20 protein-coding genes are annotated in these 25,201 nt (G+C 72.4%); 15 read left to right on the forward strand and 5 right to left on the reverse strand.

From position 1 onward, the window contains the following. Positions 1-30 precede the first annotated feature (30 nt). The 7 genes from ACFZCD_RS13175 to ACFZCD_RS13205 all read left to right on the forward strand — a co-directional run bounded on the left by ACFZCD_RS13175 (position 31) and on the right by ACFZCD_RS13205 (position 11,096). Complete coding sequence (locus ACFZCD_RS13175) at positions 31-993, forward strand: 2-hydroxyacid dehydrogenase (protein WP_391830051.1); 963 nt, start codon at positions 31-33, stop codon at positions 991-993. Between the two features lie 415 nt (positions 994-1,408). Then, entirely contained in the window at positions 1,409-4,300 is a 2,892-nt protein-coding gene (locus ACFZCD_RS13180) for a putative bifunctional diguanylate cyclase/phosphodiesterase (protein WP_391830384.1), read from the forward strand. 250 nt (positions 4,301-4,550) lie between these two features. Then, positions 4,551-6,416: an acetolactate synthase large subunit gene (locus ACFZCD_RS13185; protein WP_391830053.1), complete on the forward strand. Its 1,866-nt coding sequence runs from the start codon at positions 4,551-4,553 to the stop codon at positions 6,414-6,416. A 29-nt stretch (positions 6,417-6,445) separates the two neighbouring features. Next, positions 6,446-6,970 (forward strand): acetolactate synthase small subunit, encoded by a 525-nt coding sequence (gene ilvN / locus ACFZCD_RS13190; RefSeq protein WP_030368133.1) that lies wholly within the window; start codon positions 6,446-6,448, stop codon positions 6,968-6,970. A 119-nt stretch (positions 6,971-7,089) separates the two neighbouring features. Next, entirely contained in the window at positions 7,090-8,091 is a 1,002-nt protein-coding gene (gene ilvC, locus ACFZCD_RS13195) for a ketol-acid reductoisomerase (protein ID WP_391830055.1), read from the forward strand. 278 nt (positions 8,092-8,369) lie between these two features. Then, complete coding sequence (serA, locus tag ACFZCD_RS13200) at positions 8,370-9,974, forward strand: phosphoglycerate dehydrogenase (protein ID WP_391830057.1); 1,605 nt, start codon at positions 8,370-8,372, stop codon at positions 9,972-9,974. Between the two features lie 198 nt (positions 9,975-10,172). Then, on the forward strand, positions 10,173-11,096 hold the full coding sequence (locus ACFZCD_RS13205; RefSeq protein ID WP_391830059.1) for a GntR family transcriptional regulator: 924 nt from the start codon (positions 10,173-10,175) through the stop codon (positions 11,094-11,096). A gap of 6 nt (positions 11,097-11,102) precedes the next feature. On the opposite strand, the gene ACFZCD_RS13210 is transcribed toward ACFZCD_RS13205, so the two are convergent. After that, positions 11,103-12,632 carry an MFS transporter gene (locus ACFZCD_RS13210; RefSeq protein WP_391830061.1) on the reverse strand — a complete coding sequence of 510 codons (1,530 nt, stop codon included), beginning with the start codon at positions 12,630-12,632 and terminating at the stop codon, positions 11,103-11,105. Between the two features lie 147 nt (positions 12,633-12,779). On the opposite strand from ACFZCD_RS13210, the gene ACFZCD_RS13215 reads away from it, so the two are divergent. Next, positions 12,780-13,385 (forward strand): TetR/AcrR family transcriptional regulator, encoded by a 606-nt coding sequence (locus ACFZCD_RS13215; RefSeq protein WP_391830063.1) that lies wholly within the window; start codon positions 12,780-12,782, stop codon positions 13,383-13,385. Positions 13,386-13,419: 34 nt separating this feature from the next. Here ACFZCD_RS13215 and ACFZCD_RS13220 read toward each other — a convergent pair whose 3' ends face one another. After that, a complete protein-coding gene (locus ACFZCD_RS13220) occupies positions 13,420-14,034 on the reverse strand; it encodes a TetR/AcrR family transcriptional regulator (protein ID WP_391830065.1) in 615 nt (204 codons plus the stop codon). A gap of 94 nt (positions 14,035-14,128) precedes the next feature. On the opposite strand from ACFZCD_RS13220, the gene ACFZCD_RS13225 reads away from it, so the two are divergent. The 3 genes from ACFZCD_RS13225 to ACFZCD_RS13235 all read left to right on the forward strand — a co-directional run bounded on the left by ACFZCD_RS13225 (position 14,129) and on the right by ACFZCD_RS13235 (position 16,628). Then, positions 14,129-15,040 (forward strand): NAD(P)-dependent oxidoreductase, encoded by a 912-nt coding sequence (locus ACFZCD_RS13225; protein ID WP_391830067.1) that lies wholly within the window; start codon positions 14,129-14,131, stop codon positions 15,038-15,040. A gap of 116 nt (positions 15,041-15,156) precedes the next feature. Next, positions 15,157-16,371 carry a cytochrome P450 gene (locus ACFZCD_RS13230; RefSeq protein WP_391830069.1) on the forward strand — a complete coding sequence of 405 codons (1,215 nt, stop codon included), beginning with the start codon at positions 15,157-15,159 and terminating at the stop codon, positions 16,369-16,371. A gap of 62 nt (positions 16,372-16,433) precedes the next feature. Beyond that, positions 16,434-16,628, forward strand: coding sequence for a ferredoxin (locus tag ACFZCD_RS13235; RefSeq protein WP_391830386.1), 195 nt, complete (start codon positions 16,434-16,436; stop codon positions 16,626-16,628). A 43-nt stretch (positions 16,629-16,671) separates the two neighbouring features. On the opposite strand, the gene ACFZCD_RS13240 is transcribed toward ACFZCD_RS13235, so the two are convergent. Further along, positions 16,672-17,901, reverse strand: a complete 1,230-nt coding sequence (locus tag ACFZCD_RS13240; protein WP_391830071.1) for a PucR family transcriptional regulator — start codon at positions 17,899-17,901, stop codon at positions 16,672-16,674. A 258-nt stretch (positions 17,902-18,159) separates the two neighbouring features. On the opposite strand from ACFZCD_RS13240, the gene ACFZCD_RS13245 reads away from it, so the two are divergent. Next, positions 18,160-19,086, forward strand: coding sequence for a proline dehydrogenase family protein (locus ACFZCD_RS13245; RefSeq protein ID WP_391830073.1), 927 nt, complete (start codon positions 18,160-18,162; stop codon positions 19,084-19,086). Positions 19,087-19,132: 46 nt separating this feature from the next. Further along, a complete protein-coding gene (gene pruA / locus ACFZCD_RS13250) occupies positions 19,133-20,764 on the forward strand; it encodes an L-glutamate gamma-semialdehyde dehydrogenase (RefSeq protein ID WP_391830075.1) in 1,632 nt (543 codons plus the stop codon). Between the two features lie 72 nt (positions 20,765-20,836). Here pruA and ACFZCD_RS13255 read toward each other — a convergent pair whose 3' ends face one another. Further along, positions 20,837-21,745 (reverse strand): phosphatidate cytidylyltransferase, encoded by a 909-nt coding sequence (locus ACFZCD_RS13255; protein WP_391830077.1) that lies wholly within the window; start codon positions 21,743-21,745, stop codon positions 20,837-20,839. 409 nt (positions 21,746-22,154) lie between these two features. On the opposite strand from ACFZCD_RS13255, the gene ACFZCD_RS13260 reads away from it, so the two are divergent. Beyond that, positions 22,155-22,298 (forward strand): hypothetical protein, encoded by a 144-nt coding sequence (locus ACFZCD_RS13260; protein WP_391830079.1) that lies wholly within the window; start codon positions 22,155-22,157, stop codon positions 22,296-22,298. 19 nt (positions 22,299-22,317) lie between these two features. On the opposite strand, the gene ACFZCD_RS13265 is transcribed toward ACFZCD_RS13260, so the two are convergent. Continuing rightward, a complete protein-coding gene (locus tag ACFZCD_RS13265) occupies positions 22,318-23,961 on the reverse strand; it encodes a purple acid phosphatase family protein (RefSeq protein ID WP_391830081.1) in 1,644 nt (547 codons plus the stop codon). 130 nt (positions 23,962-24,091) lie between these two features. Here ACFZCD_RS13265 and ACFZCD_RS13270 point away from each other — a divergent pair, with 130 nt between their 5' ends. After that, positions 24,092-25,135, forward strand: a complete 1,044-nt coding sequence (locus ACFZCD_RS13270) for a 3-isopropylmalate dehydrogenase (protein WP_391830082.1) — start codon at positions 24,092-24,094, stop codon at positions 25,133-25,135. Positions 25,136-25,201 lie beyond the last annotated feature (66 nt).

Genomic DNA, 25,201 nt, shown 5'->3' on the forward strand with positions numbered 1-25,201 from the left:
GGGCCCGGCCCGATCGCATAGCCTCCAGGCATGAGTGCAGATGACAGCGGTTCCGCCCGCCCCCTGGCCTGGCTGCCCTTCCCGCCCGAGGGGATCGAAGGGCTGCCGGAGGGCCTCGACTACGCCTTCTGGGACGGCGGTCCGGACTACCCCACCGACCCCGCCCGCTGCGACTTCTACGCCGTCCCCTACGTCACCGACCCCGAGCCGTGCACCCGCCCGCTGGCCGCCATGACGCGCGTACGGGTCGTGCAGGCGCTCACCGCGGGCGTGGACCACCTGCTGCCGGCGGTGGAACTGCTGCCGAAGGGCGCCGTGCTGTGCAACGCCCGGGGCCTGCACGACGCGAGCACCGCCGAACTGGCGCTGACCCTCGCGCTCGCCTCCCTGCGCGACATCCCCGGCTTCGTGCGCGCGCAGGACGCGGGGGAGTGGCGGCAGGGCTTCCGCCCGGCGCTGGCCGACAAGTCGGTGCTCATTGTGGGTTACGGCTCGATCGGCAGCGCCATTGAGGACCGGCTCGCGCCCTTTGAATGCGCGCGGGTCACACGCGTCGCGCGCTCCGCGCGGGACAGCGCGCGCGGTCCCGTGCACCCGATCTCCGCCCTGCCCGGCTTGCTCCCCGGCGCCGACGTCGTGATGATCGCGACGCCGCTCACCGAGGAGACCCGCGGGCTCGTCAACGCAGGTTTCCTGGCGCGCATGAAGGACGGCGCCCTCCTGGTGAACGTCGCGCGCGGTCCCGTCGTCGACACCAAGGCCCTCCTGGCCGAACTGGACGCAGGTCGGCTGCGTGCCGCACTGGACGTCACCGACCCCGAGCCGCTGCCGCCCGGCCACCCGCTGTGGAGCGCTCCGGGGGTGCTCATCACCCCCCATGTGGGTGGGCCTTCTTCGGCCTTCATGCCGCGCGCGGAGCGTTTGCTCCGCGATCAGCTGGCCAGATTCGCTCTGGACGCCCCACTGCAAAATGTCGTAGTCACAGCCCGCTAGTTACCACGTAGAGGTACCGTTCGACTGCACTCAGTGTTCATAACCTCGTGGCTGATTACGCTATGTATATGAGCTATGTCCCTGAGTGACGACTCTGGTGTATCGTCCGGACGGGGGCTGCGGCGTGCACGGGAACGGCCGCAGCGAGGACCGGAACTCGAGGGGGGCGACGGGCGATGCACGGCCAATGGACGATCAACCCGACGCGGCTCACGCACCGACCACGACCGCACTGCACACCGCGACCGCACCGCACAGGGCGACCGCACGGCACACCGCGCCCGCGCGCAGGAGGACCGCACCGCGCGGGAAGGCCGCAGCGCGCGGGAGGCCCGCGCTGCACGGCGCAACCGCACTGCGTGGCGACCCCGCTTCTGCGGCTCCCGTGGCTACCGCTGCTGCGGACGGCGGCGCGGTGAGCGCCCCGGGGGCGGCCCTGTCCCGCCCGGCCGGCGGCTCGGGCCCGGTCTCCCAGCTCCTGCTGGCCCTCGTCTGCGGCGGCTATGCCACGGGGGCGGCCTTCGGCTGGGGATCGGGCGAGCTCGCCTCCGCCATGGGCGACTTCGGCCTCGGCGGGGCCGCCGTGCTCGCCGCCGTCTCCTGCTTCTGGTACGGGCGCACGCACCGCACGCGGTTCCGGCTCGCGTGGTTCCTCTTCGCGGCGTCCTCCGCCATGGCAGGCCTGGGCAACGTTGTCTGGGGGTGGTACGAGGTCGTCCTCGACGTCCGCGTCCCCACGCCCTCCGTGGCCGACTTCTGCTTCCTGCTCTTCGCGCCGCCGGCCATCATCGGCCTGCTGGTCCTCGCCCGGCGCCCCGTCACCCGGGCCGGCTGGGTGTGCCTGGCCCTCGACGCCTGGCTCACCGGCGGCTCCCTGCTCACGCTCTCCTGGAGCCTGGCGCTCGCGCACACCGCCCACTTCGAGGGCGAGAGCGTCGCCCACGCCGCGCTCTCCCTGGCCTACCCGCTGCTGGACATCGCCCTGGTGTCCATGGTGCTGGCGCTGCACTTCCGGCGCTCGACGGCCAACCGCTCGGCCATCAACACCGCCATCGCGGCCCTCGCCCTGACGGTCCTGTGCGACGCCCTGTTCACCTCGCCGCTGCTGCGCTCGCACTACCGCTCCGGCCAGATCCTCGACGCCGGCTGGTTCGCGGGCTACATGCTCATGGCGTACGCCCCCTGGGTCGCCCGCGAGGAGGGCGACACCGCCGCCCCGGCCCGCTCGGCCCAGCACCCGAGCCGGCCCATCGCCGGCTCCCTCGCGGCCCTGACGCCGTATCTGGCCGCCGCCGTGTGCACCCTGGGCATCCTCTACAACGTCCTGGACGGCCGCCAGGTCGACAAAGTCGTCCTGTTCACCGGCTGCACGGTGGTCCTGGCCCTGGTCATCCGCCAGGGCATCATGCTGCTGGACAACATCTCGCTCACCCAGGAACTGGCCCAGCAGGAGAACCACTTCCGCTCCCTGGTCCAGGGCTCCAGCGACGTCATCATGATCGCCGCCCCCACGGGCATACTGCGCTACGTCAGCCCGGCCGCCGCCGGGGTCTACGGCCGTGAGGCCGAGGACCTCGTCGGCTCCGAGCTGGCCTCGCTGATCCACCCGGAGGACCTGGGCAGAGTCGTCCACGAGGTGCGCCGCTTCCTCGCGGCACCGCCCGCCGAGGAGCCCACCACCCGCATCGAGTGCCGCTTCCGCTCCGGCAGCGGCGAATGGCTCAACGTCGAGTCCACCGTCAACCGCCACCACGGCGGCCTGATCTTCAACAGCCGCGACGTCACCGAGCGCGTCCGCCTCCAGGCCCAGCTCCAGCACACGGCCGAGCACGACCCGCTCACCGACCTGCCCAACCGCGCCCTGTTCACCAAGCGCGTCCAGCAGGCCCTCACCGGCCGCAGAGCGACCGACGCGGGCACCGCGGTGCTCTTCATCGACCTCGACGGCTTCAAGGCGGTGAACGACAGCGTCGGCCACCAAGCCGGCGACGAGCTGCTCGTCCAGGCGGCCCGTCGCCTCCAGGACTCCGTCCGCGCGGGAGACTCCACGGCCCGCTTCGGAGGCGACGAGTTCGCCGCGCTCATCATCGGCGACGGCACCCGTGACCCCGCCGCCCGCGAGTACCGCATCCACGAGATCGCCGACCGGCTGCGGGTCACCCTCTCCCAGCCCTACCGCGTGGAAGGAGGCACCGAGGTCCGCGTCGCCGCCAGCATCGGCGTGGCGTTCGCCGAGCCCGGCATCACCCCGGGCGAGCTGATGCGCAACGCCGACCTCGCGATGTACCGCGCCAAGCAGGCCGGCAAGGGCCGCGTCGAGCTCTACGCACCGCAGATGCAGGCCGAGGTGGTCCGCCGCGCCGAGCTCGCCACCCGGCTGCGCACCGCCCTGCACGAGGGCGAGTTCGCCCTCCTCCACCAGCCCATCGTGGACCTGGCCACCGGCAGGGTCACCGCGGTCGCCGCCCAGCCCCGCTGGCGCTCCGCCCAGGGGATACTGTTCACCCCCGCGGAGTACCTGCGCGTGGCCGAGAACGACCGCGGCGACGAGGCGTCCCGCATCGCCGAGCTCGGCCGCTGGACGGTGGAGAAGGCCGTCGAGCAGGCCGCCCAGCGCTGCCGCGCGGGCCGGCCCGTCCCGGTGTACGTCCGGCTGTCCGCCGCCCGGCTGATGGACAGGTCGCTGCCCGCCAAGAACCTGGAGGGCCTGCTGATCCGGCACGGGCTGCCGTCCGGGGCGCTCGTCCTGGAGCTGTCCGGAAGCGACCCCCGGGTCCCGCTCGACGAGCTGGAGCGGCGGCTCGCCGCCCTCCGCCGGATGGGCGTGCGGATCGCCCTGGACGGCTTCGGCAGCGGCTATGCCGCGATCAGCGCCCTGCGCCGGCTGCCCATCGACACCCTCAAGCTCGACCGCGGGCTGGTCGACGGCGTTGTGGAGTCCGCCCGGCTGCACAAGATCACCGCCGGGCTGCTGAGGATCGCCACCGACCTCGGCATGCAGTCCGTCGCCGACGGCGTCGACGTCCCCGAGCAGGCGCTCGCCCTGCGCGCCATGGGCTGCACCCACGCGCTCGGCGCCGCCTTCGCCGGCCCGCTCGACGAGCACCGGCTGCGGCACGCGCTGGACCTCGGGGCCTACGCCGTACCGAGCGCGCCGGGAGATGGCGCAAACGCATGGGTGGGGGGCGCCGCCCTGCCCGCAGGAGCAGTACCGTCCGCTACGCGATCGGGGTCCGCGGGGGGCGCCGGATCGCTGGCCCATGCTCCATTGCGCTCAAATAATGAGACGCCCGTCCCACCCACTTGACACCTCGCAGGTGGCGGGTGGAGGGTCGGTCCCATGCGCACCCGAATTCTCGTACTTGGAAAGCGCGTCGGCTGAAGCAGGCCCTCCACCAAGCCCTGCTGACCACACCGGCGCGCTCCCCTCGCTTGCCTCACGGCACGAGGGGTTTTTTGTTGCACTAGAACGTGACAGACCCTCCCAAACCGACCTCCGCTCAACCAGCCGAACCCGTCGATCGAACCCGTCGAAATCCTTCGAGAAGAGAATGTCGATGACCGAGCAGGCCACCGGGGCCCACCATCCGCAGCCGCGGGCCCGTAGCGCGGCGCAGCAGCCCGCCACCGTCGAGCACGTCACGGGCGCGCAGTCGCTCATCCGCTCGCTGGAGGAGGTCGGGGCCGAGATCGTGTTCGGGATCCCGGGCGGAGCGATCCTTCCCGCCTACGACCCGATGATGGACTCCTCGAAGGTCCGTCACGTCCTGGTCCGCCACGAGCAGGGCGCGGGCCACGCCGCGACCGGCTACGCCCAGGCCACCGGCAAGGTCGGGGTCTGCATGGCCACCTCCGGCCCCGGCGCCACCAACCTCGTCACGCCGATCGCCGACGCCCACATGGACTCCGTCCCGCTGGTCGCCATCACCGGCCAGGTCGCCTCCAAGTCGATCGGCACGGACGCCTTCCAGGAGGCGGACATCTGCGGCATCACCATGCCGATCACCAAGCACAACTGGCTGGTCACCGACCCCGCCGAGATCCCCCGCACCATCGCCGAGGCCTTCCACGTCGCCTCCACCGGCCGCCCCGGCCCCGTCCTCGTCGACATCGCCAAGGACGCCCTGCAGGCGAAGACCACCTTCAGCTGGCCGCCCCCCACCGACCTGCCCGGCTACCGCCCGGTGACCAAGCCGCACTCCAAGCAGATCCGCGAGGCCGCCAAGCTGATCAGCCAGGCCGAGCGCCCCGTGCTCTACGTCGGCGGCGGCGTCCTCAAGGCCCGCGCCACCGCCGAGCTGAAGGTGCTCGCCGAGCTGACCGGCGCCCCCGTCACCACCACCCTGATGGCCCTGGGCGCCTTCCCCGACAGCCACCCCCAGCACCTGGGCATGCCCGGCATGCACGGCTCGGTCGCCGCCGTCACCGCCCTGCAGAAGTCCGATCTGATCGTCGCCCTCGGCGCCCGCTTCGACGACCGCGTCACCGGCAAGCTGGACTCCTTCGCCCCGTACGCCAAGATCGTCCACGCCGACATCGACCCCGCCGAGATCGGCAAGAACCGCGCCGCCGACGTGCCGATCGTCGGCGACGCCCGCGAGGTCATCGCCGACCTGATCGTCGCCCTCCAGGCCGAGCACGCCGAGGGCCGCGGCGACGCCGCCCGCGACCGGTACGCCGCCTGGTGGCGGGACCTCGACCGCTGGCGCGAGACCTACCCGCTCGGCTACGACCAGCCCGGCGACGGCAGCCTCGCCCCCCAGCAGGTCATCCAGCGCATCGGGCAGCTCGCGCCGGAGGACACCATCTACGCCGCCGGCGTCGGCCAGCACCAGATGTGGGCCGCGCACTTCATCGGCTACGAGAAGCCCGCCACCTGGCTCAACTCCGGCGGAGCCGGGACGATGGGCTACGCGGTGCCCGCCGCGATGGGCGCCAAGGCCGGCCGGCCCGACCGCACCGTCTGGGCCGTCGACGGCGACGGCTGCTTCCAGATGACCAATCAGGAACTGGTCACCTGCGCGCTCAACGACATCCCCGTCAAGGTCGCCATCATCAACAACGGCGCCCTGGGCATGGTCCGCCAGTGGCAGACCCTGTTCTACAACCAGCGCTACTCCAACACCGTGCTCCACTCGGGCCCCGGGTCGGACGGCACCGAGGCCTGCGCCGGCACCCGCGTCCCGGACTTCGTCAAGCTCGCCGAGGCCATGGGCTGCGTCGGCCTCCGCTGCGAGCGCCCGGAGGACCTGGACGACGTCATCCGGCAGGCCAACGCCATCAACGACCGGCCGGTCGTGGTCGACTTCATCGTCCACCAGGACGCCATGGTCTGGCCGATGGTCGCCGCCGGCACCTCCAACGACGAGATCCTCGCCGCGCGCGGAGTCCGCCCGGACTTCGGCGACAACGAGGACGACTGAGGGCCCGCGAGAAGAGAGAGAACGAGCAGATGACCAAGCACACCCTCTCCGTCCTGGTGGAGAACACCCCCGGCATCCTCACCCGGATCGCCGCCCTGTTCGCCCGCCGCGGCTTCAACATCGACTCCCTCGCCGTCGGGGTCACCGAGCACCCGGACATCTCCCGCATCACGATCGTCGTCAACGTCGAGTCGCTGCCGCTGGAGCAGGTCACCAAGCAGCTCAACAAGCTCGTCAACGTGCTGAAGATCGTCGAGCTGGAGGACAGCCAGGCCATCCACCGCGAGCTCGTCCTGGTGAAGGTCCGCGCCGACAACGAGACCCGCTCCCAGATCGTCGAGATCGTCCAGCTGTTCCGCGCCAAGACCGTCGACGTCTCCCCGGAGGCCGTCACCATCGAGGCCACCGGCGGCAGCGACAAGCTCGGCGCCATGCTCAAGATGCTGGAACCGTTCGGCATCAAGGAGCTCGTGCAGTCCGGGACGATCGCCATAGGGCGTGGCGCGCGGTCCATCACGGACCGCAGCCTGCGCGCGCTGGACCGCTCGGCCTGAGCGGTGCGGACGGCCGGAATCGGCCCATCCGTATACCGAGACCTGAAATCTTTTCCCCGCCCGCCCGTCATACGGTGGGACGCACCACCGGACAACCGGAAACAAGGAGATACCCCAACGTGGCTGCCGAGCTCTTCTACGACAACGACGCCGACCTGTCCATCATCCAGGGCCGCAAGGTCGCGGTCCTCGGCTACGGCAGCCAGGGCCACGCCCACGCGCTGTCCCTGCGCGACTCGGGCGTCGACGTCCGCGTCGGTCTGCACGAGGGCTCCAAGTCCCGGCAGAAGGCCGAGGAGCAGGGCCTGCGCGTCGTCACCCCCGCCGAGGCGGCGGCCGAGGCCGACGTCATCATGATCCTCGTCCCGGACCCGATCCAGGCCAAGGTCTACGAGGAGTCCGTCAAGGAGCACCTGAAGGACGGCGACGCGCTGTTCTTCGGCCACGGCTTCAACATCCGCTTCGGCTTCATCAAGGCCCCGGCCGGCGTCGACGTCTGCATGGTCGCCCCCAAGGGCCCGGGCCACCTGGTCCGCCGCCAGTACGAGGAGGGCCGCGGCGTCCCGTGCATCGCGGCCGTCGAGCAGGACGCCTCGGGCAGCGCCTTCCAGCTGGCCCTGTCCTACGCCAAGGCCATCGGCGGCACCCGCGCCGGCGTCATCAAGACCACCTTCACCGAGGAGACCGAGACCGACCTCTTCGGCGAGCAGGCCGTCCTCTGCGGCGGGGCGTCGGCCCTGGTGAAGGCGGGCTTCGAGACCCTGGTCGAGGCGGGCTACCAGCCGGAGATCGCGTACTTCGAGTGCCTCCACGAGCTCAAGCTGATCGTGGACCTCATGTACGAGGGCGGCCTGGAGAAGATGCGCTGGTCGGTCTCCGAGACCGCCGAGTGGGGCGACTACGTCACCGGCCCGCGGATCGTCAACGACGCCACCAAGGCCGAGATGAAGAAGGTCCTCGGCGAGATCCAGGACGGCACCTTCGCCAACAACTGGATGAAGGAGTACCAGGCCGGTCTGCCCAAGTACAACGAGTACAAGAAGGCCGACGAGGACCACCTGCTCGAGACCACGGGCAAGAAGCTGCGCAAGCTGATGAGCTGGATGGACGACAAGGAGTAAGTCCCTGCTCCTGCATCGCCGCCCCGTGGGCGGGCCGGAAGACCGGCCCGCCCACGGGCGTCTCCGGGCGGTGCCGCCGGCCCGCGCCCCCTCCGGTCGGAGGCCCGTCCGGCGCTTGCGGGCGAAGGTCGCACGAGCGCCCGCCGCCCGCCGATACACTGCACACCAACAAGCGCGTACCAGGCTCACAGCGTCGTGCGTCTTCCACGCGGCTGCCTGCCCCCTTCACCGCCTTCGGCCGTCGGGACGGCCGTCCGCCAAGGACCAGTGAGGAACCCGTGAGCACTGCTTCGCCCCGCAAACCCGTCGTCCTGATCGCCGAGGAGCTCTCCCCGGCCACCGTCGACGCCCTCGGCCCCGACTTCGAGATCCGCCACTGCAACGGCTCCGACCGCGCGGAGCTCCTGCCCGCCATCGCCGACGTCGACGCCGTCCTGGTCCGCAGCGCCACCAAGGTCGACGCCGAAGCGATCGCCGCCGCGAAGAAGCTTCGCGTCGTCGCCCGCGCCGGCGTCGGCCTGGACAACGTGGACGTCTCCGCCGCCACCAAGGCCGGCGTCATGGTCGTCAACGCCCCGACCTCCAACATCGTCACCGCCGCCGAGCTCGCCTGCGGCCTGCTCATCGCCACCGCCCGCAACATCCCGCAGGCCAACTCCGCGCTCAAGAACGGCGAGTGGAAGCGCTCCAAGTACACCGGCGTCGAGCTCTCCGAGAAGACCCTCGGCGTCGTCGGCCTCGGCCGGATCGGCGTCCTCGTCGCCCAGCGGATGTCCGCCTTCGGGATGAAGGTCGTCGCCTACGACCCCTACGTCCAGCCCGCGCGCGCCGCGCAGATGGGCGTCAAGCTCGTCACGCTCGACGAGCTGCTGGAGGCCGCGGACTTCATCACCGTCCACCTGCCCAAGACGCCCGAGACGCTCGGCCTCATCGGCGACGAGGCCCTGCACAAGGTCAAGCCCAGCGTCCGCATCGTCAACGCGGCGCGCGGCGGCATCGTGGACGAGGCGGCGCTCGCCTCGGCCCTCAAGGAGGGCCGCGTCGCGGGCGCCGGCCTCGACGTCTACGCCTCCGAGCCGTGCACCGACTCCCCGCTCTTCGAGTTCGACAACGTGGTGGCCACCCCGCACCTCGGCGCGTCGACGGGGGAGGCCCAGGAGAAGGCCGGCATCGCCGTCGCCCGCTCCGTGCGGCTCGCCCTCGCCGGCGAGCTCGTACCGGACGCGGTCAACGTCCAGGGCGGCGTCATCGCCGAGGACGTCAAGCCGGCCCTGCCGCTGGCCGAGAAGCTCGGCCGGATCTTCACGGCCCTGGCCGGCGAGGTCGCGATCCGGCTCGACGTCGAGGTCTACGGCGAGCTGACCCAGCACGACGTCAAGGTCCTGGAGCTGTCCGCCCTCAAGGGCGTCTTCGAGGACGTCGTCGACGAGACGGTCTCCTACGTCAACGCCCCGCTGTTCGCCCAGGAGCGCGGCGTCGAGGTGCGGCTCACCACCAGCTCCGAGTCGGCCGAGCACCGCAACGTGGTCACCGTGCGCGGCACGCTCGCCGGGGGCGACGAGGTCTCCATCTCGGGCACGCTGGCCGGCCCGAAGAACCAGCAGAAGATCGTCGCGGTGGGCGACCACGACGTGGACCTCGCGCTCGCCGACCACATGGCCTTCTTCCGCTACGCCGACCGCCCCGGCGTCGTCGGCACCCTCGGCCGCATCCTCGGCGAGGCCGGCATCAACATCGCCGGCATGCAGGTCTCCCGCGCCACGGAGGGCGGCGAGGCGCTCGTCGCCCTCACGGTCGACGAGTCGGTCACCCCGCCCGTGCTCTCGGAGATCGCCGAGGAGATCGGCGCGGCGTCGGCACGCGCGGTGAACCTGACGGACTGACGGCTGACTGACTGACGGCTTCGCAGACCGGCGGTCGAAGTCGCTACGGACACCTATGAGGCCCGGCTGCTCCCTGTGGGGGGCGCCGGGCCTCGTGCGGTGGTCCGCCCCGTGCAGGGCCGGGCCCCCTGCAAAGCCGGGCCCCGTGCGGAGCACGTGCGCTTCCGCCGTACCCCTGGCTCTCCTAACCTTCCGGCTATGGGTGTACTGGAACAGCCCGCGGCTCCGGCGCTCGCCCCGTACCGCCGGATCGCCGCCGAACTGCGGGCCCGTATCGCCTCCGGCGAGATACGTGCGGGTGAAAAGGTCCCCTCCACCCGGCAGATCGCCCAGGAGTGGGGCGTGGCGATGGCGACGGCCGGCAAGGTGCTGTCGCTGCTGCGCGCGGAGGGCCTCGTGCGGGCCGTGCCCGGCGTCGGCACCGTCGTGGCAGCCGGCCCGGGCAGCGGCCCGGGCAGCGGGCCGGGGGACCGCACGGGGCCGCCGGCCGCGCGCCCGGGCGGGGCCCGCGCACTCGGTGCGCTGCGTCCGCTCACGCGGGACCGCATCGTGCGGACCGCCGTCGCGCTGGCCGACGCCCACGGCGCCGCGGCCCTGTCCATGCGTGCCCTCGCCGCCGAACTCGGCGTCCCCACCATGGCGTTGTACCGGCACGTGCCGGGCAAGGACGACCTCGTCGTCCTGATGGCGGACGCCGCCTTCGGCGAGGGCGGGCTCACCGGCGATCCGCCCACCGGCTGGCGCGGCCGCCTCCGGGCGGCCGCCCGGCACCAGTGGGCGCTCTACCGGCGCCATCCCTGGCTGGCCAGGGCCATGGTGTCCGTCCCCCGCCCCGTGCTCCCCGCGGCGGCCGAGGGCCTCATGGAGTGGGCGATGGCCCCGGCGCTCCGGCAGGGCCTGGAGCCCGCTGCAGTGGCCCGTATCGCGGGGACGGTCGCCGGGTACGTGCGCGGGGTGGCCGTCGGCCTGGGGGACGGGGCGCCGCCCGGGCGGGCACGGGGCGGCAGCGGAACCGACCTCGACGCGGTGTTCGCCTTCGGACTGGACCGGCTGCTGGACGGACTGGAGGTCTACGTCGGGCAGCGGTGCGGCGGGGGAGCAGCGCCGGGGAAGAGCCCGTAGGCCCGGTCAGGCGCCCCGTGCCCGCCGCAGCGCCGCCACCGTGACCGCGGCGGACAGCAGCAGGGCGGTCGTCCCGCCGGCGGCGGCGATGTTCATGCCGTGCGTGAAGGCCTCGCGGGAGGCGGCGAGGACGGCCTCGCCCGCCCGGCCCGGCAGGTGCGCCGCGACCGCCGCCGCGCCGCCGAGCGTCTCGCGGGCCGCGTCCAGCGCCCCGTGCGGCAGGTCCGCGGGCAGCGCGCCGGTCATGTCGCGGCGGTAGACGGCCACGCCCACGCTGCCGAAGAGCGCCATGCCCAGCGCCCCGCCCAGTTCCTGGCCGGTCTCCAGCAGGGAGGCCGCGCTGCCCGCCTTCTCGGGCGGGGCGGCGCTGAGCGCCATGTCGGAGACCAGGGCCATCACCACGACGATGCCGGCCGCGATGACCGCCGCCCCGGTCAGCGTCAAGGCCAGGGAGTCCGGGCCGACGACCGCGAGCAGCCCGTAGCCGGCGGCCGCCACGGTGAACCCGGCCGCCATGACGGAGGAGGGGGAGAACTTCCGCGCGGCCACGCTGGCGAGCGGCGCGACGCAGCCGACCGCCACCGAGGGGATCGCGCCCCACAGCGCCGCCTCCAGGGGGCCCTTGCCGAGCACGGACTGCAGGTACTGCGTGGTGAAGTAGGCGGAGCCCATCATCCCGAACGTGGCGAGGGTGTTGATGCCGACGCCCGCGCCGAACACGCGGTGGCGGAACAGCTCACGGCTGATCATCGCGTCGCTGCGGCCGCGCTGGCGCCGGACGAACGCGACACCCACGGCCAGACCCGCGGCCACGCACACCGCCGGGGTGAGCGCGAACCCATCGGCCGCGATCTCCTTCACCCCGTAGATCACCGGCACGACGGAGCCCATGGACAGCGGCACGCTCAGGAAGTCGAAGCGGCCCGGGGCGGGATCCTTGAACTCGGGGACGAGCAGCGGCGCCAGCACCAGCAGCAGCACCATCGCGGGCACGTTGACGAGGAACGCCGCACCCCACCAGAAGTGGTCCAGCAGCAGCCCGCCGGCGACCGAGCCCAGCGCGACGCCGCCCCCCATCGCCCCGGACCAGATGCCGACCGCCTTGCTGCGCTGCTGCTCGTCGTGGAACAGGTTGCGCACCAGCGCCATGGTGGAGGGCATGAGGGTGGCCCCGCCGACGCCCAGCACGGCGCGCGCGGCTATCAGCATCTCCGCGCTCTGCGCGTACGCGGCGGCGACCGAGGCGGCGCCGAAGGCGAGCGCCCCGGCCAGCAGCAGCTTGCGGCGGCCGATCCGGTCGCCCAGCGACCCCATGGTGATCAGCAGCCCGGCGAGGGCGAAGGCGTAACTGTCGAAGATCCACAGCTGCTGGGTGCCGGTCGGCTCCAGCTCCCGGCTGATGGCCGGCATGGCGAAGAAGAGGACGGAGACGTCCATCGAGACCAGGAGGAGGGGCAGCAGGAGGACGGTGAAGGCCGTCCACTCCTTGCGCCCGGCGAGGGCGCGGGCGGGCGGAGCCGCAAGCGGGGTCGTCATGGCAGGTGAATATACGCGCGTCTTAAACGCTTGTCTATGACGCTTGTATAGAACGAGATTCCGCCTCATGCGGCGCCATGCGGCCTCATGCGGGCGCGGTGTACGGACGTCTAGGACATACGTATGACTGACAGCTACGCTGCCGTCATGGGACATCGCGAAGATCTGCTGGAGGGCGCCAAGCGCTGCCTCCTGGACAAGGGCTGGACGCGCACGACCGCGCGCGACATCGTGGCCGCCTCCGGAGCCAACCTCGCCTCCATCGGCTACCACTACGGCTCGAAGGAATCGCTCATGATGGAGGCGTTCCTGCAGCTGACCGTGGAGTGGGCCGAGGGTGCGGCGCCCTTCATCGGCGCCGCCCCCGATCCGGACGCGCCGCGCGAGGAGCGCCTTGCCGCCACGCTGGACCGGGTGATCTCGGGCTTCGCCAGGGACCGTCAGTTCTGGTCCGCACAACTGGAGGTGCTCGGACAGCTGGTGAAGAACCCGGAGCTCAGGGAGAGGTTCGCCGCCGTGCAGCCGGACGGCCGTGAGGGCATGGTCGCGCTCTTCGAGGGCGTCGACGACAGCATGGTCGGCCCGGAGGCGACCCGCACGGCGGGCGCCTTCTACCACGCCCTGTTCATCGGGCTGTGGATGCAGTGGCTCATCGACCCCGCCGCGGCGCCGACCGGCAAGGAGATCGTCGAGGGCGCCCGGCGGGCGCTCGCCGGCACGGTGCTGAACGCGCCGGAGGGGGCGGCCGGCTGACGGGGTGCCGCCGGGCCCGCGCCCCGTGCCGGGCTCAGCGGTAGGAGTCGATCAGGCGCGCCAGGTGGCGCCCCGCGATCAGCAGGGGCTCCTCGCTCCGGGCGACCTGGGCCGTGAACTCGGCGCCCTCCAGCGTGTTGATGACCGTGTGCGCAAGCTCCGAGGCGTCCTGTCCGCCGAAGCCGGACGCGAGGAGCTTGTCGCGCACGAGGCCCCGCCAGCCCTCGAAGGCCGCTGCCGCCGCCTGCTGGATGCCGGGGGCATGGGCGGCCGCTCCCAGGGACGTGGCCGTGACCGGGCAGCCGTCCAGCCAGTCCGAGGCGCGGAGCTCCGCGGCGACCTCGGTCGCGACGGCGAGCACCGCCTCGGCCGGGTCCGGCCGGCCGTCCAGCGCCTTGCGCAGCATGCCGGCGAACTCCCGGTCGCCGTGCCGGATCGCCTCGGCGGCCAGCTCCTGCTTGCCGCCCGGGAAGAAGTGGTAGACCGACCCGAGCGTCGCCTCCGCCGCCTGGGAGATCTGCTTGATCCCCGTGCCCTCGTATCCCTGACGCTGCATCAGCCGGGATGCCGCGCGCACGATCCGCTCGCGCGTGCCGAGGCCGGCGCCGGGGTCCGTGGCCTGTTCGTCGTGCACTGGGGTGGTCTTCACCTTCCCGAGAATATAGGTAGAGCGTTCGTTCTAGAACCGTGCTACGTTGTTCCCGCTACTGGATAGAGCGTTCGTTATAGAGGGGTGTGGATCCATGGTTTCCCAGCTGTCCGAAAAGGCCGCGGTTTCGGAGAAGGCCACCGGGGAGAGGGCGGTGACCGTCATCGGCCTCGGCCCCATGGGGCAGGCGATGGCCGGCGCGTACCTCGACGCCGGCTACGAGGTGACGGTCTGGAACCGCACCGCCGCCAAGGCCGACGCCCTGGTGGCACGGGGCGCGCACCGTGCGGCGACGCCCGGGGCCGCGCTGGCCGCGAACGAGCTGGTGGTGCTGAGCCTGACCGACCACGACGCGCTGTACGCGATCCTGGACCCCGTCGCGGACGCCCTGGCCGGCCGCGTCCTGGTGAACCTCAGCTCGGACACCCCGGAGCGGGCCCGCGAGGCCGCCGCCTGGGCCGCCGGGCACGGGGCCGAATACCTCACCGGCGGCGTGCAGTGCCCCCCTTCGGGGATCGGCGCGGCCGGCTCGTCCACCTTCTACAGCGGCCCCAAGGAGGTCTTCGAGGCCCACGCGGCCGCCCTGAAGGTGCTCACCGGCGCCGACTACCGCGGCACCGACCCCGGCCTGGCCGCGCTGTACTACCAGATCCAGATGGACATGTTCTGGACCGCGATGCTCAGCTACCTGCACGCCACCGCGATCACCGCGGCGAACGGCATCACGGCACAGGAGTTCCTGCCGTACGCACAGTCCACGATGGCCTCCCTGCCGGACTTCCTCGCCTTCTACGCGCCGCGCATCGACGCCGGCACGCACGACGGCGACGTCGACAAGCTCGCCATGGGCGTGGCGAGCGTCGAGCACGTCCTCCACACCGCCGAGAGCTCCGGAGTCGGCACCGCCCTGCCCGCCGCCGTCCTGGACGTCTTCCGGCGCGGCATGGAGCGCGGCCACGGGGGTGACAGCTTCACCAGCCTGCTGGAGGTGTTCCACGAGGGGTGACCGCGGGGGGCCGGTCGCATTTGGCCGGATTGCTCGTAGCCCGGGGCGCGAACGGGGCTTGGACTGGGGTGAACCGGATGTAGAGGACAACAGTCCGAACGCCTGGAAGGAACCGCATGACCGACACCGGGACCCAGTCCACCAGCACATCGGCCCCCTCCTTCCCCAGCGACCGCACCTGCCCGTACCACCCGCCCGCGGGCTACCAGGACCTGGCCGCCCGCGGCCCGCTCACCCACGTCACGCTGTACGACGGGCGCGTGGTGTGGCTGGTGACGGGCCACACCGAGGCCCGCTCCCTGCTCGCGGACCCCCGCGTCTCGTCCGACCGCCGGAATCCGGCCTTTCCCGTGTTCGCCCCGCGCGCCGAGGACCAGGCCTCGGTGGTGATCCCGCTGCTCGGCGTGGACGACCCCGAACACGCCCGCCAGCGCCGCATGCTGATCCCGCGTTTCACCGTCAAGCACGCCAACGCCCTGCGGCCCCGTATCCAGCAGATCGTCGACCGCCTCATCGACACCATGCTCGCCAAGGGCAACAGTGCCGAACTCGTCTCCGCGTACTCCCTGCCCGTGCCGTCCATGGTGATCTGCAGCCTGCTGGGCGTCCCCTACGCCGACCACGACTACTTCGAGGCGTGTTCCCGGCGGCTGGTGAGCGCACAGACCTCCGCGGAGGCCGTCGCCGCGCGCGACGAACTGCGCGACTACCTCCACCGCCTCGTGGAGCGCAAGGAGGCCGAGCCCGGCGACGGGCTGCTGGACGAGCTCATCGCGGACCGCCTCCCCGACGGGCAGATCGACCGCGACGAACTGGTCATGACGGCGCTGCTGCTGCTCGTCGCCGGCCACGAGACCACGTCCAACATGATCGCGCTCGGCGTGTACACGCTCCTCGAACACCCCGCGCAGCTCGCCGCCCTGCGCGCAGACCCCGCCCTGATGCCCCCCGCGGTGGAGGAGCTGCTGCGCTTCCTGTCCATCGCCGACGGCATGGTGCGGGTCGCCACGGAGGACATCGAGATCGCCGGGCGGACCGTGCGCGCGGGCGACGGCGTCATGATCAGCACGTCCCTCGTCAACCGCGACGCCGACGCCTACGCCGATCCCGACGCCCTCGACGTCCGCCGCTCGGCCCGCCACCACGTCGCGTTCGGCTACGGCGTCCACCAGTGCCTGGGGCAGAACCTCGCCCGCGCGGAGATGGAGATCGCCCTGGGCACGCTCTTCACCCGCATCCCGGGCCTGCGCCTCGCCGTTGCTCCGGACGAGGTGGCCGTGAAGCCCGGTGACACCCTGCAAGGCCTCTTCGCCCTCCCGGTCGCCTGGTGAGAACCTGAGCGGGACCGGCGTTGACGAACGGCGACGACAGAACGGAACCTGCCATGAGCTCCATCCGTGTCTCCATCGACTCCGACATCTGCATCGGCGCGGGCCAGTGCGTCCTCACCGCACCGGGCGTCTTCGACCAGGACGACGACGGCTTCGGCCTCGTCATGCCGGGCCGGGAGGACGGCGGGGGAGACCCCCTGGTCAAGGAGGCGGCCCGGGCCTGCCCCGTGCAGGCCATCACCGTGCGGGAGGAGTAGCGGGCCGCTCCCGGCCCGGCGGGCGGGGGCGGGCACGGGGCCGCTACAGGCGGGCGGCCTTCAGGGCCATGTGGAGCAGCAGCCGGCCCTCGCCCTCGTCCAGGTCCAGGCCGGTGAGCTGCTCCACGCGCGCCAGGCGGTAGTACAGCGTCTGCCGGTGGATGCCCAGGGCGGCGGCCGTCCGGCCCGCCTGGCCCGCGCAGTCGAGGAAGACCTCCGCCGTGCGGGCGAGTTCCGCGTGGGCCGGGGCCAGCAGGGGGCGGACGGTGGTGTCCGTCGCGGCCCCGGCCGGCAGGGCCGCCAGGAGGCGGTACGGGCCGATGTCCCCCCACTCCGCGACCGGCCCCAGGCGGGGCTCCGCGGCCGCCGCACGGGCCGCCGCCAGCGCCTCGTGCCAGGCCTCCGGCAGATCCGCGAGACCGCGGCGCGGGGCGGCCAGCCCGGCCGTGCCGCGCCGTGCGGGACCCGCACCCGCGCGCGGGGAGCGCAGCAGCCGCTCGGCCGCCATACGGGCCGGGGCGACCGCGGACGTCGTCCGCAGCCGGACGAGGGCGGCCAGCGCCGCCGGAGCGCCGGGGAGGGGGTCCGGGACGGCGCACAGTGCGGCGACCCCCGACTGCCCCGCCAGCGCCGAGCCGATGCCGTCGGGCGCGCCGTCGCCCTCCCCGTGCTCGCCCTCGCCCAGCGCCCACGGGGCCACCGCGACCAGCCCCAGCGGCCCGTCCGCCGCCCGGCCCATCGCCTCCCGCAGCGCGGCGGACGCCGCGTCGCGCCCCGCGGGCCGCCCCGCGAGGACCTCCCGCAGCAGCTCGCCCAGCTCCGCGCCGGCCCGCGCCTCGGCGGCCAGCAGCTCGCCGATCCGGGCGGCCGTCTCCATGGCCTGGGCCAGCCGCGGATCCGCGTACGGGACGCTCAGGTCCAGGCCCGCCAGGTGCTCGTCGTCCAGCAGCCACACATAGCCGTGCACGACGCCGCGGTGGCGCACGGGCAGGCAGATGCGGCCCTTGAACACCCCCGCCGCCGGGTCCGGGGGGATCCGCAGCGGCGACTGCGCCCGCGCGATGCCGAACGCCTCGAACCACGCCCGGACGGCCGCCGTCGACCGGCGCTGCAGGATGGAGCGGGTCCGCACCGGGTCCATCATCACGTCGAGATCGTCCTCGCCGCCGTGGGCGCCGAACGCGATCAGGACGAAGTCCCGGTCCTCCAGCGTCGCCGGAGCGCCGAGCGCCGCCGATATCTCGTCGACGAGATGCTGATAGTCACCGCGCATGGCCCCGCCACGCTCCTTCCCCCGCTCCGTGCAGCCCGCCCGGCCCACCGCCGGCGCGGCCTTTTGGTTCGCAAATTGTCCCGAAATCGACCCAAGGTTCTATGTGCAGGGCACCATTGTCATACATGTGTCTGAGATCCGGGCCACGGATGCGTGACAGCTGTCGATGGTTCAGGCTCGGAGTGATCTCTAGTTTTCACGATGAGTTACTTATGCCGTCTCCCCCCGTGGGGGCGACCGTCATCGTGGAGGTGCCCCGTGCTGGGTCCCGTGATCCTCGCTGCGTCGCGCAGCGACAAAATGCGCCGTTTCGTGTCGGCCGCCCCGGGCACCAAGCAGGTCGTCGACCGCTTCATCGCGGGAGAGACGGTCGACCAGGTCGTTCCGATCGTGAAGGACGCGGCCGCCAAGGGCCTGGAGGTCACCCTCGACGTGGTGGGCGAGGACATCACCACCGTCGAGCAGTCCCACGCCGCCCGTGACGCCTACCTGGAGCTGATCGGCCGCCTGGAGGAGCTCGGCCTCGGCGAGCGCGCCGAGATGTCCGTCAAGCTCTCCATGTTCGGCCAGGCGCTGGAGGGCGGCCACGAGCTCGCCCTCGCCAACGTCCGCCCCGTCGTCGAGGCCGCCGCCGCCATCGGCACCACGGTTACGCTGGACGCGGAGGACCACACGACCCTCGACTCGATGTTCGCCATCCACGAGGAGCTGCGGAAGGACTTCCCGCAGACCGGCTGCGTCATCCAGGCGTACCTCTTCCGCACCGAGGACGACGCCCGCCGCCTGGCCGCCGCCGGCAGCCGTGTGCGTATCGTGAAGGGTGCGTACAAGGAGCCCGCCTCCGTCGCGTACCAGGACAAGGCAGAGATCGACAAGGCGTTCGTCCGCATCGTCAAGATCCTCATGGCGGGTGAGGGCTATCCGATGATCGGCTCGCACGACCCGCGTCTGATCGCCATCACACAGGAGCTCGCCCGGCAGGCCGGCCGCAAGCTCGACGAGTACGAGTTCCAGATGCTGTACGGCATCCGCAGCGAGGAGCACGTCCGCCTGGCCGCCGAAGGCCACCGGATGCGCGTGTACACGGCGTACGGCACCGACTGGTACGGCTACTTCATGCGCCGCCTCGCGGAGAAGCCGGCCAACCTGCTGTTCTTCGCCCGCTCCATCCTCACCAAGGGCTGAGTCCCCCGAACACCCCCCGCAGAGCCCCGAAGGAGACACGGAACCCATGGACGCTGTGACCCAGGTCCCCGCCCCGGTCAACGAGCCGGTCCACGGCTACGCCCCCGGCAGCCCCGAGCGCGCCCGCCTGGAGGCCAAGCTCAAGGAGCTGGCGGCGAACCCGATCGACCTGCCGATGACCATCGGCGGCGAGAAGCGCATGGGCGGCGGCGAGCCGTTCAAGGTCGTCCAGCCGCACAACCACGCCGCCGTCCTCGGCACGTTCCGCAACGCCACGCAGCAGGACGCCCAGGACGCGATCGACGCCGCGCTCGCCGCCGCCCCGGCCTGGCGCGCGATGTCCTTCGACGACCGCGCCGCGATCATCCTGCGCGCCGCCGAGCTGCTGGCCGGCCCCTGGCGCGAGACGCTGGCCGCCTCCACCATGCTGGGCCAGTCCAAGACCGCCCAGCAGGCCGAGATCGACACCCCCTGCGAGCTCGTCGACTTCTGGCGCTTCAACGTGCACTTCGCGCGCCAGATCCTCGCCGAGCAGCCGGTCGCCAACTCCGCCGGCGTGTGGAACCGCAGCGACCACCGGCCGCTCGAGGGCTTCGTCTACGCGATCACGCCCTTCAACTTCACCGCCATCGCGGGCAACCTGCCGACCGCCCCGGCCCTCATGGGCAACGTGGTCGTCTGGAAGCCGTCCCCGACCCAGACCCACTCCGCCGTGCTGCTCATGCAGCTCCTGGAGGAGGCCGGCCTGCCCAAGGGCGTCATCAACCTGGTGACCGGTGACGGCATCGCCGTCTCCGAGGTGGCCCTCAACCACCCCGAGCTCGCCGGCATCCACTTCACCGGCTCGACCAAGACCTTCCAGTACCTGTGGAAGACGGTCGGCAACAACATCGAGAAGTACAAGTCCTACCCGCGCCTGGTCGGCGAGACCGGCGGCAAGGACTTCGTCGTCGCCCACCCGAGCGCCGACCGCGCGATCCTCAAGACCGCGCTGACCCGCGGCTCCTTCGAGTTCCAGGGCCAGAAGTGCTCGGCCTCCTCCCGCGCCTACATCCCGCGCTCCATCTGGGAGGACGGCTTCAAGGAGGAGTTCGCGGCCGAGGTCGACGGCATCACCATGGGTGACGTCACCGACCTGTCGCACTTCATCGGTGCCGTCATCGACGACCGCGCCTTCGCCAAGAACAAGGCCGCGATCGACCGCGCCAAGGCCGACCCGTCCTGCACCATCGTCGCGGGCGGCACCTACGACGACTCGGTGGGCTACTTCGTCCGCCCGACCGTCATCGAGTGCACCGACCCGGAGAACGAGGTCTTCACGACCGAGTACTTCGGCCCGATCCTCGCCGTCCACGTCTACGAGGACGCCGACTTCGACGCGATGCTGGAGCAGATGGAGTCCGTCTCGGCGTACGCGCTGACCGGCGCCGTCATCGCCAACGACCGTGCGGCGGCCGCCGACGCGATGGAGAAGCTCCGCTTCGCCGCGGGCAACTTCTACATCAACGACAAGTCGACCGGCGCCGTGGTCGGCCAGCAGCCCTTCGGCGGCGGCCGCGCCTCCGGCACCAACGACAAGGCCGGTGCCGCCTCCAACCTGATGCGGTGGGTCTCGACCCGCTCCATCAAGGAGACCCTGGTCCCGCCGACCGACTACCGCTACCCGCACATGGGCTGACCCCGTCCCGTAGCTGACCTCCGCCCCCGTCCGGCTCCCCAGCCGGGCGGGGGCGTCGTCACAGGGCCGTCGTCACAGGGTCACCACCATTGCCGGCAGCAGCGAGAGGAGAAGCGGGCTGGTGCGGCCGAGGAGACCGCCGGGGCCGGGCAGCCACGCGCGGGCGGCCCTCACGCCCGCCTCCCGCTCGATCGTGGACACGAGGAGACCGCCGAGGACGCAGCCGGCCAGCACCGCGGCCCACAGCGTGACCGTGAAGGCGCCCGCGGCCTCCAGCCCCGCCGCCACGCCCATGCCGCCGCACAGAACGCCCGCCCAGGTCTTGTCGGGCGATGTCTTCTCGGGTGATACGGGCGACGAGGGGGAGAGGGGCCCCGGCGGCCGGGCCAGGGTGCCGCCCAGGGGGCTCAGCAGCGCGCCACCGCACCACGCGCCCGCGTCGCCGACGAGGATCGCCACGGCCACCGCGAGGGCAGTGCCCTTCAGTACCACAAGTCCGGTCAGCGCGACGGGAATCCACAGGAGCCCGAAGACCGTACGGGCCGCGCGCTCGCCGCCCCGTGCGGGGTCACCGGACAGCAGCGCGGGCAGCACCCCGGCGGCGGTGAGCAGCGCCACGGTCCGCAGGTCGAAGGGGTGCGCGAGGCCGTCCGCCTCCATCACGGCGAGTGGCGGCAGAAGGAGCGCCCCGAGGGCCAGCACCACCCGTTCGCCCCGCCCCAGGCGGACCAGCCGGGCGTACTCGGCGACCGCGACCAGCCCCAGCAGCCACGCCAGCACCGACGCGCCCATCTCCCTCAGGGCGAGCGCGCCGACGAGGACGGGGGCCGCCACGGCCCACGTCAGCCAGCGGCGCCGCAGCTCCCCGCGCGTCGCCACGCGCGCGGGGAGGCAGGCCACCGCCAGGCCGGAGGCCCCGAGGACACCGGCGGCCACCGGGACGACGCGCGGCAGGACGTCGCTCGTGTACAGGGCGCTCACCGGGCCGCGTACCAGGGCTTGAGCACGTGCAGGTCGTTCATGGGGGACCACTCTCGCCGCATGGGGCGGCTCGCTGATCAGCGGGGTACCCGTACCCCGCTCGTCGCTCCTCCGTGCGCCGCGGGCGGCCGGCCCGGCCCGCCGTCTCAGATAGTAGGAAGCCCGAGTAAATCTGCAGACAGCGCGGTACAGCTGTCCTAGCGTGGAAGAAGCCGGAAGCGCGCTCCATCGAGCGACGAGCGGTTGCGGCCCCGTGCGCGAGCGCAGGCGATCCCTGCGGCACCGCGGCCCCCGCCCCTTCCCCCGGCGCTCTTTCCGCCCTTCGTGCCCCTCCGTCGGGATCCTTCAGGACCTCTTTCCGCGTCCTTCCGGACCCCTCCCGCAGGCAGCAGAGGAGAAGTGACTTCCCATGGCCGACACCGCCGTCCGCAGGACCCGCCGCACCGCCCGTACGGCCGACCGCACCGACCGCCAGACCGACCGGATGAACGCCGCCGCCGCGCTTCAGCGGGCCCTGGACCGCCGGGACAACGGCGGCGTCACCGGTCACTGAGCGGCGGCGCCGCCCGCCCTCAGCCCTGCCGCGCGGGGCGCACCACGTCGAAGCGGTCGATGCGCGCGCCGCTCTCAGCCAGGGCGGTCACCCGCAGCCTCGGGCGCCCGCCCCGTGCGGCCGGTTCGGACTCCACCGCGAGGAACGAGTAGCCGGTGTAGCGCACCCGCGACCACTCCACCTCCTCCGGGTGCTTCGTGCGCCCCTTCTCCCAGAAGTAGCTGTCCACGCTCTCCACGTCCTTGACGTGGCCCTCGTAGCTGTCGGGCGCGGGGAAGTCGTACAGCGACTTCCCCGCACCGCCGGCGGTCACGTAGACGGTGCCGTCGCGCGTGGAGTCCGCGGTGCCGCCGATGGGCACCTTCCGGCCCACCTGCGTGCCGCGGAGCGCGTCGGTGCGCTCGTAGACGTGGTTGTGGCCGTTGATGACGAGATCCACTTGGTGCTTCTCGAAGAGCGGCAGCCACGTGTCCCGCACCGCGCCGTCCGAGGCGTGCCCCTTCGTCGTGGAGAAGGCGCAGTGGTGGAAGAAGACGACGATGAAGTCGAGCCCGCGCGTGCGGCGCAGCTCGCCAAGCCGCCGGTCGAGCCAGGCCGTCTGCGCGCCGCCGCTGTAGCCGGTGTTGGCGGTGATCTCGTACGAGATGTCGTTGGCGTCCAGGGCGACGACGCCGACGTTGCCGTAGACGAAGGAGTAGACGCCCGGGGAGCGCGCCGGGTCGAAGCCGTTCCGCGGCAGGGCCCAGCGGGCGCTCTGGCCGCCGTAGCCGTTGGGCGAGTACCAGGCCTCCATGTCGTGGTTGCCGGTGGTGACCATCCACGGCACGGACGCCGCCACGGACTCGGTCTGCGCGAGGAACTGGTCCCACGTGCGCGCGTCGTAGACGTCGGTGGGCTTGCCGTCACCGCTGTCGTCGGCGTAGCAGATGTCGCCCGCGTGCAGGTGGAAGGCCGGGTTCTGCCCCAGGATCAGCTGGTCGTTGGCGAGGGCGTGGTAGCTGACGCCCTGGTCGCCGAAGGCCGTGAAGACGAACTTCTCCGGCCGCTCCGGCGCGGTGCGGAAGGTGCCGATGCCGGAGAAGTGGCGCGGGTCTGCCGGGTCGTGGCCGTCGTGCCCCACGCCGTAGTAGTACGTCTGCCCGGGGCGCAGGTTGTCGAGCGCCGCGTGCAGGTACACCTGGTCGACGGCGGGGAGCTTCTTGGACAGCGCCGGCGTGTGCAGGGTGCGCACCTCGGCCTCCAGCTTGAGGCCCAGGTCCCACGGCGTGAGGCCCACCCGTACGTACGGCCGTCCGACGGCGAACGGCACCTGCCAGGAGATCCGCATCTGCGTCCGCGGATCGGCGCCGAACGCCAGGTGCCGGCCGAAGGGCGCCACGTGCTTGCCGTCGACCTGCGTGGTGGCGGGGGAGGTCAGCAGCGCCGGGGAAGCCGGCGGCGGGAAGGCCGCACGCCCCTGGGCGGGCGCCGGGGCGGCAAAGGCCTGCACGGCGCCGCCCAGGACGCCCGTGCCGGCCGTGGCCCCGGCCGTCACCGCCCCGGCGCGCAGCATGCCGCGCCGGGTGAGCGGCCGGGCGAACCGGGCCCGCAGGTACTCGTGCTGCTCCGCCATCGTCATGCGGTCCGCGAGGTGGTCGGGGATCCCTACACGTGGTGTGTCCATGGCGACCAACGTGCCAGGAACCGGCAACTTCCTTGCGGACTTTGGGTGAACGTGACCTTTCCGGTTCGCCACCTGTCCGTATCGTGGACGCCGTGTGTCATCCAGCGGGACGGAAGAGTACGGTCCCCGTATGTCTCGCAGCATTCGCCTCGCAGTGATCCCCGGTGACGGAATCGGCCGGGAAGTCGTGGCCCAGGGCCTCAAGGTGCTCTCGGCGGTCCTCCCGCCGGACGTGAAGCTGGAGACCGAGGAGTACGACCTCGGCGCCCGGCGGTACCACGCGACCGGCGAGACCCTGCCCGACGCCACCCTCGAGTCCCTCAAGCACCACGACGCGATCCTGCTCGGAGCGATCGGAGACCCCTCCGTGCCCGCCGGCGTGCTGGAGCGCGGCCTGCTGCTCAAGCTGCGGTTCGCCTTCGACCACTACGTCAACCTGCGGCCCTCGAAGCTCTTCCCCCGCACGCCCACCCCGCTCGCCGGGCGCCCCGACATCGACTTCGTCGTCGTCCGGGAGGGCACCGAAGGCCCCTACGTCGGCAACGGCGGCTCCCTGCGCACCGGCACCCCCGCCGAGGTCGCCACGGAGGTCAGCGTCAACACCGCCCTCGGCGTGGAGCGCGTGGTGCGCGACGCCTACGAGCGGGCCCAGGCGCGCCCCCGCAAGAAGCTGACGCTCGTCCACAAGAACAACGTCCTCGTCTACGCCGGACAGCTGTGGAAGAGCACCTTCGACCGGGTGGGCCGGGAGTACCCCGAGGTCACCACCGACTACCTGCACGTGGACGCGGCGACCATCTTCCTGGTCACGCAGCCCGAGCGGTTCGACGTGATCGTCACCGACAACCTCTTCGGCGACATCCTCACGGACCTCGCCGCCGCCGTCTCCGGCGGCATCGGCCTCGCCGCCTCGGGCAACATCAACCCCGAGGGCGCCTTCCCGTCCATGTTCGAGCCCGTCCACGGTTCCGCGCCGGACATCGCGGGCACCGGCAAGGCCGACCCCACCGCCGCGGTGCTCTCCGTGGCCCTGCTGCTGCGCCACCTCGGCTACGAGGCCGAGGCCGCCCGCGTGGAGACGGCCGTGGCCGGCGACCTCGCCGCGCGGGACGGCGCCGCCCCCCGCACGACGGACGAGACCGGCGACGCCCTCGCCCTGCGGGTATCCGGCTAGCTCCCGGCCGCTGACTCAGCGCGCGGCCGGGTGCGACCATCGATCCAGGGCCGCGCGCACGTTTTC

Source organism: Streptomyces sp. NPDC008001 (genome assembly GCF_042958085.1).
In the GTDB taxonomy this organism is placed as follows: Bacteria; Actinomycetota; Actinomycetes; order Streptomycetales; family Streptomycetaceae; genus Streptomyces.

Coding starts and splice junctions, on each gene's coding strand:
- ACFZCD_RS13175 (WP_391830051.1), top strand. CDS start 31: ATGAGTGCAGATGACAGCGGTTCCGCCCGCCCCCTGGCCTGGCTGCCC.
- ilvN (WP_030368133.1), top strand. CDS start 6,446: ATGACCAAGCACACCCTCTCCGTCCTGGTGGAGAACACCCCCGGCATC.
- ACFZCD_RS13185 (WP_391830053.1), top strand. CDS start 4,551: ATGACCGAGCAGGCCACCGGGGCCCACCATCCGCAGCCGCGGGCCCGT.
- ACFZCD_RS13265 (WP_391830081.1), bottom strand. CDS start 23,961: ATGGACACACCACGTGTAGGGATCCCCGACCACCTCGCGGACCGCATG.
- ACFZCD_RS13205 (WP_391830059.1), top strand. CDS start 10,173: ATGGGTGTACTGGAACAGCCCGCGGCTCCGGCGCTCGCCCCGTACCGC.
- ACFZCD_RS13230 (WP_391830069.1), top strand. CDS start 15,157: ATGACCGACACCGGGACCCAGTCCACCAGCACATCGGCCCCCTCCTTC.
- ACFZCD_RS13270 (WP_391830082.1), top strand. CDS start 24,092: ATGTCTCGCAGCATTCGCCTCGCAGTGATCCCCGGTGACGGAATCGGC.
- pruA (WP_391830075.1), top strand. CDS start 19,133: ATGGACGCTGTGACCCAGGTCCCCGCCCCGGTCAACGAGCCGGTCCAC.
- ACFZCD_RS13210 (WP_391830061.1), bottom strand. CDS start 12,632: ATGACGACCCCGCTTGCGGCTCCGCCCGCCCGCGCCCTCGCCGGGCGC.
- ACFZCD_RS13260 (WP_391830079.1), top strand. CDS start 22,155: ATGGCCGACACCGCCGTCCGCAGGACCCGCCGCACCGCCCGTACGGCC.
- ACFZCD_RS13215 (WP_391830063.1), top strand. CDS start 12,780: ATGGGACATCGCGAAGATCTGCTGGAGGGCGCCAAGCGCTGCCTCCTG.
- ACFZCD_RS13225 (WP_391830067.1), top strand. CDS start 14,129: ATGGTTTCCCAGCTGTCCGAAAAGGCCGCGGTTTCGGAGAAGGCCACC.
- ACFZCD_RS13240 (WP_391830071.1), bottom strand. CDS start 17,901: ATGCGCGGTGACTATCAGCATCTCGTCGACGAGATATCGGCGGCGCTC.